Source organism: Pseudomonas sp. Pdm06 (genome assembly GCF_014851795.1).
Lineage (GTDB): Bacteria > Pseudomonadota > Gammaproteobacteria > Pseudomonadales > Pseudomonadaceae > Aquipseudomonas > Aquipseudomonas fluorescens_AA.
Genome location: NZ_JACVAH010000016.1, coordinates 143182 through 157817 on the forward strand (window position 1 = coordinate 143182; position 14636 = coordinate 157817).

Annotated in this window: 15 protein-coding genes; 9 read left to right on the top strand and 6 right to left on the bottom strand. The window is 60.6% G+C overall.

Going from position 1 to position 14636, the window contains the following annotated elements:
- The first annotated feature begins 155 nt into the window (after positions 1–155).
- The 7 genes from glyA to fdhA all read left to right on the top strand — a co-directional run bounded on the left by glyA (position 156) and on the right by fdhA (position 9344).
- Complete coding sequence (gene glyA, locus IB266_RS23950) at positions 156–1409, top strand: serine hydroxymethyltransferase (protein ID WP_003206308.1); 1254 nt, start codon at positions 156–158, stop codon at positions 1407–1409.
- A 21-nt stretch (positions 1410–1430) separates the two neighbouring features.
- On the top strand, positions 1431–2681 hold the full coding sequence (locus IB266_RS23955) for a sarcosine oxidase subunit beta (protein WP_003177603.1): 1251 nt from the start codon (positions 1431–1433) through the stop codon (positions 2679–2681).
- Positions 2682–2695: 14 nt separating this feature from the next.
- Entirely contained in the window at positions 2696–3025 is a 330-nt protein-coding gene (locus IB266_RS23960; RefSeq protein WP_014340581.1) for a sarcosine oxidase subunit delta, read from the top strand.
- Positions 3022–6039: a sarcosine oxidase subunit alpha gene (locus IB266_RS23965; protein WP_060740299.1), complete on the top strand. Its 3018-nt coding sequence runs from the start codon at positions 3022–3024 to the stop codon at positions 6037–6039. The genes IB266_RS23960 and IB266_RS23965 overlap by 4 nt, the downstream gene beginning before the upstream one ends.
- Positions 6040–6198: 159 nt before the next feature.
- A complete protein-coding gene (locus IB266_RS23970) occupies positions 6199–6831 on the top strand; it encodes a sarcosine oxidase subunit gamma (RefSeq protein WP_192262769.1) in 633 nt (210 codons plus the stop codon).
- A 231-nt stretch (positions 6832–7062) separates the two neighbouring features.
- Complete coding sequence (gene purU / locus IB266_RS23975) at positions 7063–7920, top strand: formyltetrahydrofolate deformylase (RefSeq protein ID WP_092333332.1); 858 nt, start codon at positions 7063–7065, stop codon at positions 7918–7920.
- Positions 7921–8144: 224 nt separating this feature from the next.
- Positions 8145–9344, top strand: a complete 1200-nt coding sequence (gene fdhA / locus IB266_RS23980; RefSeq protein ID WP_060740302.1) for a formaldehyde dehydrogenase, glutathione-independent — start codon at positions 8145–8147, stop codon at positions 9342–9344.
- A gap of 98 nt (positions 9345–9442) precedes the next feature.
- Here the strand turns inward: fdhA and IB266_RS23985 are convergent, their stop codons facing one another.
- The 5 genes from IB266_RS23985 to IB266_RS24005 all read right to left on the bottom strand — a co-directional run bounded on the left by IB266_RS23985 (position 9443) and on the right by IB266_RS24005 (position 12139).
- Positions 9443–9772 carry a hypothetical protein gene (locus IB266_RS23985; protein WP_192262771.1) on the bottom strand — a complete coding sequence of 110 codons (330 nt, stop codon included), beginning with the start codon at positions 9770–9772 and terminating at the stop codon, positions 9443–9445.
- 145 nt (positions 9773–9917) lie between these two features.
- Complete coding sequence (locus IB266_RS23990) at positions 9918–10130, bottom strand: cold-shock protein (protein ID WP_192262851.1); 213 nt, start codon at positions 10128–10130, stop codon at positions 9918–9920.
- Positions 10131–10308: 178 nt separating this feature from the next.
- On the bottom strand, positions 10309–10581 hold the full coding sequence (locus IB266_RS23995; protein ID WP_192262773.1) for a hypothetical protein: 273 nt from the start codon (positions 10579–10581) through the stop codon (positions 10309–10311).
- Positions 10582–11035: 454 nt separating this feature from the next.
- A complete protein-coding gene (locus tag IB266_RS24000) occupies positions 11036–11611 on the bottom strand; it encodes a hypothetical protein (protein WP_192262775.1) in 576 nt (191 codons plus the stop codon).
- Positions 11612–11716: 105 nt separating this feature from the next.
- Positions 11717–12139, bottom strand: coding sequence for a DUF3757 domain-containing protein (locus tag IB266_RS24005; RefSeq protein WP_192262777.1), 423 nt, complete (start codon positions 12137–12139; stop codon positions 11717–11719).
- Positions 12140–12442: 303 nt separating this feature from the next.
- Here IB266_RS24005 and IB266_RS24010 point away from each other — a divergent pair, with 303 nt between their 5' ends.
- Positions 12443–13012: a DUF2780 domain-containing protein gene (locus IB266_RS24010; RefSeq protein ID WP_060740305.1), complete on the top strand. Its 570-nt coding sequence runs from the start codon at positions 12443–12445 to the stop codon at positions 13010–13012.
- Here IB266_RS24010 and IB266_RS24015 read toward each other — a convergent pair whose 3' ends face one another.
- Positions 13013–13900: an acyltransferase gene (locus IB266_RS24015; RefSeq protein ID WP_192262779.1), complete on the bottom strand. Its 888-nt coding sequence runs from the start codon at positions 13898–13900 to the stop codon at positions 13013–13015.
- A gap of 207 nt (positions 13901–14107) precedes the next feature.
- Between IB266_RS24015 and IB266_RS24020 the strand changes: the two genes are divergently transcribed.
- Entirely contained in the window at positions 14108–14614 is a 507-nt protein-coding gene (locus IB266_RS24020; protein WP_053188779.1) for an ATP-dependent zinc protease, read from the top strand.
- The last annotated feature ends 22 nt before the right edge of the window (positions 14615–14636 follow it).

Consider the following 14636-nt stretch of genomic DNA (forward strand, 5'->3'; position numbering starts at 1 on the left):
ACTCTTTGATCCCATGTCGTAAACGCACCTTTGCGTGGCGTCCATAGGCATTTGACATGCCTGCGCCAGCCATACCATCGCATCCAAAGGGCACGACCGAATGGTCCGTGCCTCACCGAGACGAAAGGCGCACCGCCGCCGCTGGGAGAGACGCGATGTTCAGCAAACAAGACCAAATTCAAGGCTACGATGATGCGCTGCTGGCGGCGATGAACGCCGAAGAGCAACGCCAGGAAGATCACATCGAGCTGATCGCGTCGGAGAACTACACCAGCAAGCGCGTGATGGAGGCCCAAGGCAGTGGCCTGACCAACAAGTACGCCGAAGGCTATCCGGGCAAGCGCTACTACGGTGGCTGCGAGCACGTCGACAAAGTCGAAGCCCTGGCCATCGAGCGCGCCAAGCAGTTGTTCGGTGCCGATTACGCCAACGTCCAGCCGCACTCCGGGTCTTCGGCCAACAGCGCCGTGTACCTGGCCCTGCTGCAGGCCGGCGACACCATCCTGGGCATGAGCCTGGCCCATGGCGGCCACCTGACCCACGGTGCCAAGGTGTCGTCCTCGGGCAAGCTCTACAACGCGGTGCAATACGGCATCGACACCACCACCGGCCTGATCGACTACGATGAAGTCGAGCGCCTGGCGGTCGAGCACAAGCCGAAAATGATCGTGGCTGGTTTCTCCGCTTACTCCAAGACCCTGGATTTCCCACGTTTCCGTCAGATCGCCGACAAGGTCGGTGCCCTGCTGTTCGTCGACATGGCCCACGTGGCGGGCCTGGTTGCCGCCGGTCTGTACCCGAACCCGCTGCCGTACGCCGACGTGGTCACCACCACCACCCACAAGACCCTGCGCGGTCCGCGTGGTGGCCTGATCCTGGCCAAGGCCAACGAAGAAATCGAGAAGAAGCTCAACGCCGCGGTATTCCCCGGCGCCCAGGGCGGCCCGCTGATGCACGTGATCGCCGGCAAGGCAGTGTGCTTCAAGGAAGCGGCGGAGCCTGGCTTCAAGGCTTATCAGCAGCAAGTGATCGATAACGCCCAGGCCATGGCTGGCGTGTTCATCAAGCGCGGCTACGATGTAGTGTCCGGTGGTACCGATAACCACCTGTTCCTGGTCAGCCTGATCCGTCAGGGCCTGACCGGCAAGGATGCCGATGCTGCCTTGGGCCGCGCCCACATCACCGTCAACAAGAACGCCGTGCCGAACGACCCGCAATCGCCATTCGTGACGTCGGGCCTGCGCATCGGCACCCCGGCGGTGACCACCCGTGGCTTCAAGGTTACCCAGTGCGTCACGCTGGCCGGCTGGATCTGCGACATTCTCGACAACCTCGGCGATGCCGATGTCGAGGCCAATGTCGCACAGCAAGTGGCGGCCCTGTGCGCGGACTTCCCGGTTTATCGCTGAGTCGGTTTTGGAGTAATGACTATGCAACGCTATTCGGGCTTCGGCCTCTTCAAACACTCACTCAGCCATCACGAAAACTGGCAGCGGATGTGGCGCACGCCGACCCCGAAAAAGGTCTACGACGTGGTCATCGTCGGCGGTGGCGGGCATGGTCTGGCGACCGCCTACTACCTGGCCAAGGAACACGGCATCACCAACGTGGCGGTGGTCGAGAAGGGTTGGTTGGGCGGCGGTAACACCGCGCGCAACACCACCATCGTGCGCTCCAACTACTTGTGGGACGAATCGGCCCACCTGTACGAACACGCGATGAAACTCTGGGAAGGCCTGTCCCAGGACCTGAACTACAACGTGATGTTCTCCCAGCGTGGCGTCTACAACCTGTGCCACACCCTGCAGGACATCCGTGATTCCGAGCGTCGCGTCAGCGCCAACCGCCTCAACGGCGTGGATGGCGAGCTGCTCAACGCCAAGCAAGTGGCCGATGAGATCCCGTACCTGGATTGCTCGAAAAACACCCGCTACCCGGTGATGGGCGCCACCGTCCAGCGTCGCGGCGGCGTGGCCCGTCACGATGCCGTGGCCTGGGGCTTTGCCCGGGCGGCGGACGCGTTGGGCGTGGACTTGATCCAGCAGACCGAAGTGATCGGTTTCCGCAAGGAAAACGGCGTGTGTATCGGCGTGGAAACCAACAAGGGCTTCATCGGCGCCAAGCGCGTCGGCGTGGTGACCGCCGGTAACTCCGGGCACATGGCCAAGCTCGCGGGCTTCCGTCTGCCGATCGAATCCCATCCGCTGCAAGCGTTGGTGTCCGAGCCGATCAAGCCGATCATCGACAGCGTGATCATGTCCAACGCCGTGCACGGCTACATCAGCCAGTCCGACAAGGGCGACCTGGTGATCGGTGCCGGTATCGACGGCTACAACGGCTACGGCCAGCGCGGCTCGTACCCGGTGATCGAACACACGGTCCAGGCCATCGTCGAGATGTTCCCGGTGTTGTCCCGCGTACGCATGAACCGCCAGTGGGGCGGCATCGTCGACACCACGCCGGACGCCTGCCCGATCATCTCCAAGACCCCGGTGCCGAACATGTTCTTCAACTGCGGTTGGGGTACCGGCGGCTTCAAGGCCACCCCGGGTTCGGGCAACGTCTTCGCTGCAAGCCTGGCCAAGGGTGAAATGCACCCGCTGGCCGCGCCGTTTTCCATCGACCGTTTCCACAACGGCGCACTGATCGACGAACACGGCGCTGCTGCCGTCGCCCACTAACAGGAGAAATCCCTATGTTGCACATCTTCTGTCCTCACTGCGGCGAACTGCGCTCCGAAGAGGAATTCCATGCATCCGGCCAGGCGCATATCCCGCGTCCGCTGGATCCGAACGCCTGCACCGACGAGGAGTGGGGCGACTACATGTTCTTCCGTGACAACCCACGCGGGTTGCACCATGAACTGTGGGACCACGTCGCCGGTTGCCGCCAGTACTTCAACGTGACCCGTGACACCGTGACCTACGAGATTCTCGAAACCTACAAGATCGGCCAAAAGCCGCAGTTCACCGACAAGGCTGACAGTCCGAAAGCGGCTGCACAGGCTCTGGGAGAGAAGGTATGAGCCAGATCAATCGCCTGTCCAACGGCGGACGGATCGACCGCAACAAAGTGCTGAGCTTCACCTTCAACGGCCAGACCTACAAAGGTTTCGAGGGCGATTCCCTGGCCGCTGCGCTGCTGGCCAACGGTGTCGACATCATCGGTCGCAGCTTCAAGTATTCCCGGCCGCGCGGCATCTTCGCCGCCGGTGCCGAAGAGCCGAACGCGGTGCTGCAGATCGGTGCCACCGAAGCCACGCAGATCCCTAACGTGCGCGCCACGCAACAGGCGCTGTATCAAGGTTTGGTCGCCACCAGCACCAACGGCTGGCCGAACGTGAACAACGACATGATGGGCATTCTCGGCAAGGTCGGCGGCAAGCTGATGCCGCCGGGCTTCTACTACAAAACCTTCATGTACCCGCAATCGTTCTGGATGACCTACGAGAAGTACATCCGCAAGGCCGCCGGCCTGGGCCGCTCGCCGACCGAGAACGATCCGGACACCTACGACTACATGAACCGTCACTGCGACGTGTTGATCGTCGGTGCTGGCCCTGCTGGTTTGGCCGCCGCATTGGCTGCGGCCCGCAGCGGTGCGCGCGTCATCCTGGCCGATGAGCAGGAAGAGTTCGGCGGTAGCCTGCTCGACTCCCGCGAGAGCCTGGACGGCAAGCCGGCGACCGAATGGGTAGCCTCTGTTGTCGCTGAACTCAAGTCGATGCCCGACGTGGTGCTGCTGCCTCGTGCCACGGTGAACGGTTACCACGACCATAACTTCCTGACCATCCACGAGCGCCTCACCGACCACCTCGGTGACCGCGCACCGATCGGCCAGGTCCGCCAGCGCATCAACCGCGTTCGCGCCAAGCGCGTGGTGCTGGCGACCGGCGCCTGCGAGCGTCCGCTGGTCTACGGCAACAACGACGTGCCGGGCAACATGCTGGCCGGTGCGGTATCCACCTACGTGCGCCGCTACGGCGTGGCACCAGGCAAGAAACTGGTGTTGAGCACCAACAACGACCACGCTTATCGCGTCGCCCTGGACTGGTTCGACGCCGGTCTGCAAGTGGTGGCCGTGGCCGATGCGCGCAGCAACCCACGTGGCGCGCTGGTGGAAGAAGCCCGCGCCAAGGGCATCCGTATCCTCACCGGCAGCGCCGTGGTCGAAGCCCGTGGCAGCAAGCGCGTCACCGGGGCACGTGTTGCCGCGATCGACGTTCGCGCCCATAAAGTCACCAGCCCTGGCGAATGGCTGGACTGCGACCTGGTGGCCAGCTCCGGTGGCTACAGTCCGGTGGTCCACCTGGCTTCGCACCTGGGCGGCAAGCCGATCTGGCGTGAAGACATCCTCGGTTTCGTACCGGGCGAAGCACCGCAAAAACGTGTATGCGTCGGTGGTGTGAACGGTGTCTACAGCCTCGGCGACAGCTTGGCCGACGGTTTTGAAGGCGGCGTGCGCGCGGCCAGCGAAGCCGGCTTCAAGGCGGTGGAGGGCGTGTTGCCCAAAGCCCTGAGCCGTCATGAAGAGCCGACCCTGGCGCTGTTCCAGGTGCCTCACGAAAAATCCACCGCGCGGGCGCCGAAGCAATTCGTCGACCTGCAGAACGACGTCACTGCCGCGGCCATCGAACTCGCCACCCGCGAAGGCTTCGAGTCGGTGGAACACGTCAAGCGCTACACCGCACTGGGCTTCGGTACCGACCAGGGCAAACTGGGTAACGTCAACGGCCTGGCTATCGCGGCCCGTTCGCTGAACGTGAGCATCCCGCAGATGGGCACCACCATGTTCCGTCCGAACTACACGCCGGTGACTTTCGGCGCGGTGGCTGGCCGGCACTGTGGGCACATCTTCGAGCCGGTGCGCTTCACCGCACTGCATGCCTGGCATGTGAAGAATGGCGCCGAGTTCGAAGACGTCGGCCAATGGAAACGCCCTTGGTACTTCCCGAAGAACGGCGAAGACATGCACGCCGCGGTCAAGCGCGAATGCAAGGCGGTGCGTGACAGCGTCGGCCTGCTCGATGCCTCGACCCTGGGCAAGATCGACATCCAGGGCCCGGATGCCCGCGAGTTCCTCAACCGCGTCTACACCAACGCCTGGACCAAGCTCGACGTGGGCAAGGCCCGCTACGGCCTGATGTGCAAGGAAGACGGCATGGTCTTCGACGACGGCGTAACGGCCTGTCTGGCGGACAACCACTTCCTGATGACCACCACCACGGGCGGCGCGGCGCGCGTGCTGCAATGGCTGGAGATCTATCACCAGACCGAATGGCCGGACCTGAAGGTGTACTTCACCTCGGTCACCGACCACTGGGCGACCATGACCCTGTCGGGCCCCAACAGCCGCAAGCTGCTGAGCGAAGTCACCGACATCGACCTGGACAAGGACGCGTTCCCGTTCATGACCTGGAAGGAAGGCCTGGTGGGTGGCGTGCCGGCACGGGTGTTCCGGATCTCGTTCACCGGTGAACTGTCGTACGAAATCAACGTACAGGCCGACTACGCCATGGGCGTGCTCGAGCAGATCGTCGAGGCCGGGAAGAAATACAACCTGACCCCGTATGGCACCGAGACCATGCACGTACTGCGGGCCGAGAAGGGCTTCATCATCGTCGGTCAGGACACTGACAGCTCGATGACGCCGGACGACCTGAACATGGGCTGGTGTGTAGGCCGGACCAAACCGTTTTCGTGGATCGGCTGGCGTGGCATGAATCGCGAAGATTGCGTGCGTGAAGACCGCAAGCAACTGGTGGGTCTCAAGCCGATCGACCCGAATGTCTGGCTGCCGGAAGGTGCGCAACTGGTGTTCAACACCAAGCAGGCGATCCCGATGACCATGGTGGGTCACGTGACCTCCAGCTACGCCCACAACTCCCTGGGTTATTCATTTGCCATGGGTGTGGTCAAGGGCGGCCTCAAGCGGATGGGCGAGCGAGTGTTCGCGCCATTGGCCGATGGCAGCGTGATCGAGGCAGAGATCGTTTCTTCGGTGTTCTTCGATCCGAAGGGGGATCGGCAGAATATCTAACATTCAAGCCCTGCGGTGGGGGCATGTGGGAGCAAAGCTTGCTCGCGATGCAGGCGACACGGTAGCCATCAGACCGAGTTATCGTTCATCGCGGGCAAGCCTTGCTCCCACAGCGCCACGCACCGGCAGGTCGAGCAAGCATTCAGACAGGTGCTCCATATGACCGCAGTCAACGTGTACCAACAACGCCCAACCACCGGGGCCAAGGCCGAGTCGTCGCTGCACCATGCCGACCTCGCCAGCCTGGTAGGCAAGGGTCGCAAGAACGCCGGTGTGACCGTGCGCGAGAAAAAACTCCTGGGCCACCTGACCCTCCGTGGCGATGGCCACGACCCAGCGTTCGCCGCGGCCGTGCACAAGGCCCTGGGCCTGGAATTGCCAGGCGCCCTGGCCGTCATCGTCAAGGGTGAAACCAGCCTGCAATGGCTCGGCCCGGATGAATGGCTGCTGGTGGTGCCCACTGGCGAAGAGTTCGCCGCCGAGCAGAAACTGCGTGAAGCCCTGGGCGACCTGCACATCCAGATCGTCAATGTCAGCGGCGGCCAGCAGCTCCTTGAGCTGTCCGGCCCGAACGTGCGCGACGTGCTGATGAAATCCACCAGCTACGATGTACACCCAAGCAACTTCCCGGTGGGCAAGGCCGTGGGTACGGTGTTCGCCAAGTCGCAACTGGTGATCCGCCACACGGGCGAAGACACCTGGGAATTGGTGATTCGCCGCAGCTTCTCCGATTACTGGTGGCTGTGGTTGCAGGATGCCGCGGCTGAGTATGGGTTGAGCGTGCAGGCCTGATTGATGGCCTTGGAATGCTTTTGTGGCGAGGGAGCTTGCTCCCGCTGGGTTGCGCCCTGTAGGAGCTGCCGAAGGCTGCGATCTTTTGATCTTGATCTTACCTCCAGATTCAATTGTCTGGGACAAGATCGCAGCCTCGTTGCACTCGGCAGCTCCTACGGTCCGGTGGGAGCACGCTCCCTCGCCACAGGGTTCTTTGTCGCCCAGTTAATTTGAACAGGAGTCACCGCAATGAGCCGCGCCCCGGATACATGGATCTTGACTGCCGACTGCCCCAGCGTGCTCGGCACCGTGGACGCTGTGACCCGCTTTCTGTTCGAGCAGGGCTGCTATGTCACCGAGCACCACTCCTTCGACGACCGGCTCTCGGCGCGTTTCTTCATTCGCGTGGAGTTTCGCCAGCCCGACGGTTTTGACGAGCAGGACTTTCGCGCCGGCCTGGCCGAGCGTGCGCAAGCCTTCGGCATGGTCTTCGAACTGACGCCGCCCAACTACCGCCCCAAAGTGGTGATCATGGTCTCCAAGGCCGATCACTGCCTCAACGATCTGCTCTACCGCCAGCGCATCGGCCAGTTGTCCATGGACGTGGTGGCCGTGGTGTCCAATCACCCCGACCTCAAGCCGCTGGCCGACTGGCACCAGATTCCCTACTACCATTTCCCCCTGGACCCGAACGACAAGCCGGCCCAGGAGCGGCAGGTGTGGCAGGTGATCGAAGACACCGGTGCCGAACTGGTGATCCTTGCCCGTTACATGCAAGTGCTGTCGCCGGAGTTGTGCCGCAAGCTCGACGGCAAGGCGATCAACATCCATCACTCGCTGCTGCCGGGCTTCAAGGGGGCCAAACCGTATCACCAGGCCTATAACAAAGGCGTGAAGCTGGTGGGCGCCACGGCGCACTACATCAACAACGACCTGGACGAAGGCCCGATCATCGCCCAGGGCGTGGAAGTGGTGGACCACAGCCACTATCCCGAAGACCTGATCGCCAAGGGCCGGGACATCGAAGGGCTCACCTTGGCCCGGGCGGTGGGGTATCACATTGAAAGAAGGGTGTTCCTGAACGCCAATCGCACTGTCGTTCTTTAGATTTTAGGGCCGCTTCGCAGCCATTCGCGAGCAAGCCCGCTCCCACAGGATTTGTGTCGGTATGCAGATCCCAGATCCACCAAAAATACAATGTGGGAGCGGGCTTGCCCGCGAAGAGGCCCTTACAGACAACAAAGAAACAAGACACAAGCACTAACCCGAGCAATCAACGCGCTGCCTGCCTGGGCAACGCAGTTCCACAAAAACAACAGCGAGGTGAAAGCATGTCTGGTAATCGTGGTGTCGTGTATCTCGGCAACGGCAAGGTCGAAGTACAGAAAATCGACTATCCAAAAATGCAGGACCCGCGCGGCAGGAAGATTGAGCACGGTGTCATCCTGCGCGTGGTCTCCACCAACATCTGCGGCTCCGACCAACACATGGTCCGCGGTCGTACCACTGCCCAGACCGGCCTGGTCCTGGGTCACGAGATCACCGGTGAAGTGATCGAAAAGGGCAGCGACGTCGAGAACCTGAAAATCGGTGACCTGGTGTCGGTGCCGTTCAACGTGGCTTGCGGGCGCTGCCGTTCCTGCAAGGAGCAACACACTGGCGTCTGCCTGACCGTCAACCCGGCCCGTGCCGGCGGTGCCTACGGTTATGTGGACATGGGCGACTGGACCGGCGGCCAGGCCGAATACGTGCTGGTGCCGTACGCCGATTTCAACCTGCTGAAACTGCCGGATCGCGACAAGGCCATGGAGAAGATCCGTGACCTGACCTGCCTGTCCGACATTCTGCCGACCGGCTACCACGGTGCCGTCACTGCGGGTGTTGGCCCTGGCAGCACCGTCTACATCGCGGGTGCCGGCCCGGTTGGCCTGGCGGCTGCCGCTTCCGCTCGCCTGTTGGGCGCGGCGGTGGTGATCATCGGCGACGTCAACCCGGTCCGCCTGGCTCACGCCAAGGCCCAGGGTTTCGAAATTGCCGACCTGTCCACCGATACACCGTTGCACGAACAGATCGCTGCGCTGCTGGGCGAGCCTGAAGTCGACTGTGCTGTCGATGCGGTAGGCTTCGAAGCCCGCGGCCATGGCCATGACGGCGTCAAGCACGAAGCCCCGGCCACCGTGCTCAACTCGTTGATGGGTGTGGTCCGCGTCGCTGGCAAGATCGGTATCCCCGGTCTCTACGTCACCGAAGATCCGGGCGCAGTTGATGCAGCGGCAAAAATGGGCAGCCTGAGCATCCGTTTCGGCCTGGGCTGGGCCAAATCCCACAGCTTCCACACCGGCCAGACCCCGGTCATGAAGTACAACCGCGCGCTGATGCAAGCGATCATGTGGGACCGTATCAACATCGCCGAAATCGTGGGTGTGCAGGTCATCAGCCTGGATGATGCGCCGAAGGGTTATGGCGAGTTCGATGCGGGCGTGCCGAAGAAGTTTGTGATCGATCCGCACAAGTTGTTCAGTGCGGCGTAAAGCAGTAGGCAAGACGGAAAAAGGGCGACAGTGATGTCGCCCTTTTTTATTTGTCTTGGCTGGCTTCGTGCAAAAAATGGGATGTACGGAATGAGTTATCAACTCCCTTTGGTGAGTGTCAGTGTTCGCTTCTTGGTGTTCCCATATTGGTCCATTGGTATCTCCACAGCATATACGCAGGTGTTTGGGGATGAGCTTTCCAGTGCTAAGCCATTCAGCAACAGGATATTGTCCCCATGGGCCTGCCCCGACCAGCCTGAACTGCTCACTTTATATTCGTAAGACCCTACCGGATCATTCGGCGAGGTATTGGGTAATGGAGTAGCTACTATCTCTTGTATAGAGGGACAACTTGCTGCGTACACAGTATGAACGGCGCCTAGTAGCCCAGCGATGGATAGCAGGCCAGCAAAAAAAATTTTGTTCATGATTTTCATTCCTTGCTAGGTTGGAGTTCTGATAGTCATTTGATCGGCAGGGCTGGACTACTGTCAGGATTGACAGTGGTCCAAACAGATAGGAAATAACTGGGCTATCTTTCATAACGCGATCATCGACTGGAAGGGCCGGTCATTATTCCGGCATCACTCTCGTAGCCTGCATGCCTTTCGCTCCCCTCTCGATTTCAAAGGAAACGGTTTGCCTTTCCTTCAGCGTTTTATAACCCTCGCCGGATATTGCGGAATAGTGCACGAACAATTCTTCACCACCTTTGCCACATGTAATGAAGCCATAGCCTTTTGCATCGTTAAACCATTTAACGGTTCCTATGATTCGGTCGCCCATTTTTATTGTCTCTGCTTGCCCGAATATATAAGGCCGATTGTCCATGGCCTTGTTATCGTTGACACGGTTCGAGCTTAAATTCGGGCCGAACAGCTGCCTACTGTCAGAGTTGACAGTAGGCAATACCGAGAGGAAATAACCGGTGGCAGGTGATATTCAGATGACCGTCACGTGGCGGTCATGCCATAGCTTGCGCCTGTAGGCGGCGGCCGATTACGTCCAGCACATCGCAGCCATCGCGCAATGGAATCGCCAGGAGCAGGGCGAAGTCGTGGAGGACGACGGCGTCGGAACTGATCTCCTCGCGGAAGGCGATGTTTTCCAGTAGTTGGGTGGCGGCGCGGATGCGGTAGGCGGCGGTTTCGTAGAGGACGTCGAGGGGGGCTTGGGTGTCGATGAGCAAGGTGGCGGGGGTGCAGTCGACACCGGTGATGGGTATGTATCGGTTCATGGCTAGAGCCTCGTTGATTAAAAAATAGGAGTTCTGACCGTGGTTTTCCGAGTCGCCAAACCCGGGTCGCCCACTGGACGACCGGGACGAACTATAGGTTTCGCCTGTGGAGCGGTGCAAGGTTCGAGGTTGCGGGGGATTTCCCAAGTAGTTGTGGGATTTTTGGTCGTGAACATTCAGGCAGGAACACCGCTTCCTTTGTGGCGAGGTGCAGCAGCCCCAAATGCCAGTCAGTTAAAGCCTCAAACCCGTGGGAGCAAAGCTTGCTCGCGATTGGGGTGAGCCAGTCGACAACGCCATTGACTGGTCTGCCGCCATCGCGAGCAAGCTTTGCTCCCACAGGTTTTGTGTCGTTTGATCCTTAACGGACTTGGCATTAGCGGCAGCCCCCTGCTTTTCAGATACCAGCGGCGAGCGCTTCGCACTCGAGCGGGAGCAAGCTCCCTCGCCACGGTTATGGGTGTGCAGTTGCGGCCTCGACCCGGTCGCAGAATTCAGGGTAGAAACCCCGGGCGCTGGGGCCTTGGCAATAGTCTTGCGCCTGGGTCAGGGCATCGACGCTGAAATTCAGGTTACGGGGCATGCTGGCGAAGGTGACGTAGCCGCCCTGTTGCGTCTTGATGGCGTCGAAACCCTGCATGTCGTAGACCAACTCCACGTCATCATCAGCCAGCAGTCGCGCCTTGACCGTCACCTGTGTGTATTGCTTGCCCCCTGGTGCGCCATTGAGTGCTGCCAGGCCGTGGCCGACGACACGCAGCATGTGCGGGACCCAGGGCTCGCAGTCGTCCGTGCAAGCGCTGGGACGGTAGAGCACGGTCAGCGCTTGCTGATCGCGGCTCACCTCGGTCAGGGTCGGGTCGGAGCGCTTGATGCGGTATTCGATGGTCAACCAGGTCTTTTGCGCTTCGCTGACGTCATCGGCAAGCTCCGGATTCAGCGGACCCCGCTGGCACTCGGTGACGCCAAAGGCAAGGAGCATGCCCGTCAGAATGATCGCGAGGGTGGCGCCGCCGATTTTTACGTTCATGGACAAACTCTGCTGGAGGAAGCCGCACTGTACGGTAATGGCGCAGGCGAGGGCAGGGGGCTTTGGGCGGCGGTGCTGGAACAGTGACGCAGTTGCCATGACCGATCAGTAAATCAAGTTGAAGTAGTCGCCGTCCATCAACCTGCACATTCGGGTCTCCGCGCTTTCGCAGCGATTGCTCATCCACTTTGAAAAAGCCGGTTCCAGGATTTGTTGATCGTCCAACTTCAGATTGATCGCCCCGTACCGGCACGTGATGGTTGTACGGGGGGCTGTCTGCTCGTCCCCATCGTCCTCATGGATGACGTACTCGGCACCTTCGAATTGCAACGAGGTCGGGTCGACCACGTCCACCAGGCTTTCGCTCTTCCATTCGTGGTCTTCCCGGATATCGACGAAGTAAACGTCTTCCAGGGATTCAATGTTCCTGTGAATGTCAGTGACGGCGGGGCACGTTATTTCACCGGCATGGACGTGGCCGATGATCAGCAAAAGCAAGACCGCGCCTCCAGCCAGTATTTTTTTCATGTGCCAGGCTCCAGGGCTCAGTTCGACAATTTCACGGCTTTGGTCGGGGCGGGCTACTGTCAATGTTGGCAGTTATTTATGTCAATTTAGAACTGTATAATTATATTTGGTAACTTTTAGCTATATAAAAACACGCAGTTTTCGCTAAATCAGACGCTTCTGACGGCCCTTGAAGAATTTTCTGTAATGGCTATCGGCCATTCCCTTAATACGTTTAGGAACAATCCCCGTCCGTGCCAGTCCAACGCACGCTTTACGCCGCTCTGTATGGGCGGCTTTTTCATGCTCAAGAGGATGTACCGGATGAAGGTTTCACGAGGTTTTGCACTGTCCTGGCTGCTGACACTGGCCGCCAGCCCGGCTTTCGCGCAGTTCAGCCTCAGCGATGCGGCCAATGTGGTGTCGGCGATGCAGGGCAACTCAGGTGAGGAAGAGGGCGTTGTAGCCGCCGCGCCGAAAGCTGCCGGCCTGCTCAACACCCTGGGATCGGAACTCAAGATCACGCCGGAACAGGCCATCGGCGGCGCCGGTGCGATGCTGGGGCTGGCGAAGAATCGGCTCAGCGAGCCGCAGTTCTCCGAGTTGAGCAAAAGTGTGCCGGGCCTGGATCAGATCGCCGGCAACAGCGCCATCGGGGGGCTAAATGGCTTGGGCGGTCTGCTCGGTGGCGGGTCGGACAAAAATGCCTTGCTCGACGGTCTGCTGGGCAACGTCAAGGACACCGGCGACCTGAACAATGCCTTCAGTGCGCTGGGCATGGACAGCGGCATGATCGGCCAGTTTGCCCCGATCATTCTGCAGTACCTCGGCCAGCAGGGGGTTGCCGGTTCGCTGCTGCAGAACCTGGGCGGTATTTGGGGCACTGGTGTCTGATCAGCCACCCTTGTTGCGCAAAGCCGTAATACGCCGATCCTTTTCAGTCCAGAGCTGGTTGACCCAGTTCTGCACATGCTGGCGAAACACCGGGTCGTTTTCGTAGTCGCCCTGCCACAAGGCGGGGTCCAGTTCGCGGGTCTGGATGTCGATGATGACCCTGGGCACCGCGCCGCTGATCAAGTCCCAGAACCCGGGAATGCGCTCTTGCGGATAGACCACGGTCACGTCCAGTACCGCGTCCAGTTGTTCACCCATGGCCGCCAGTACGAACGCCACGCCACCGGCCTTGGGCTTGAGCAGGTGGGTGAAGGGCGATTGCTGTTGTTGGCTTTTGGCGGCGGTGAAACGGGTGCCTTCGAGGTAGTTGACCACGGTGACCGGTTGCCGCTTGAACAGCTCGCAGGCGGCCTTGGTGATTTCCAGGTCCTTGCCGGCCAGCTCCGGGTTCTTCGCCAGGAACGCCTTGGTGTAGCGTTTCATGAAAGGGTAATCCAAGGCCCACCAGGCCAGGCCCAGGAACGGTACCCAGATCAGTTCCTTCTTGAGGAAGAACTTGAAGAACGGCGTGCGCCGGTTGAGGGTCTGGACGAGGGCGGGGATGTCCACCCAGGACTGGTGATTGCTGATCACCAGGTAAGAGGTATCGCTGCGCAGGTCCGCACCGCCGCGAATGTCCCAGCGGGTGGGGATGCACAGGGCGAAGATCAGCTTGTCGATCTCGGCCCAGGTCTCGGCGATCCACATCACCGCCCACGAGGCGTAGTCGCGAAAGCGTCCGGGCAGGACCAGTTTGAGCAGTGCGAACACCATCAGCGGCCCGAACAGCACCAGGGTGTTGAGCAACAGCAGCAGGGTGACGAAACAGCCGGTGAGCAGGCGGCGCATAGATGACTCTTGCAAACGGGTGGGCGAGCCATGATAAGCAAGCTTCGGGCGGTAGGCCAAATCGGCTTGGACGAAAGTTTCACCTGGGCTTGGCTAAACTGGGCCGGTTTTTGTGGTGAGGGCGCCATCCCTGGCCACAGGTGCGTTTAACCGAACGAATTCATTGGCTACGGTCTAAAAGCCCACCCATACAGGAAGCCTTATTCCATGAAATCCCTTCTCGCCCTGCTTTCCCTGGTGGCCCTTCCAGTGCTGGCCGCCGAGCCGACTCTGTACGGGCGCTACGAATACATCGCGCTGCCGGAAATCGGCGGTGAAGTGCTCAAGGCCAAGATGGACACCGGCGCCCTGACCGCCTCGCTGTCGGCCAAGGACATCGAGACCTTTACCCGTGACGGCGATGATTGGGTGCGGTTCCGCCTGGCGACCAAGGATGCGAGCAACAAGGTCTACGAACACAAGATCGCCCGCATCAGCAAGATCAAGACCCGTTCCGAAGAGGATGAGGACGACGACGAAAAGATCGCCCCCACCAAGCGCCCGGTGGTCGATCTGGAGTTGTGCCTGGGTAACGTCAAGCGCACGGTCGAGGTCAACCTGACCGACCGCAGCAGTTTCAATTACCCGCTGTTGATTGGTGCCAAGGCGTTGCGTGAGTTCGGCGCGGCGGTGAACCCGGCGCGGCGGTTTACGGCGGATAAGCCGGACTGCTGATTTCCCTGATTGACTCACCCCA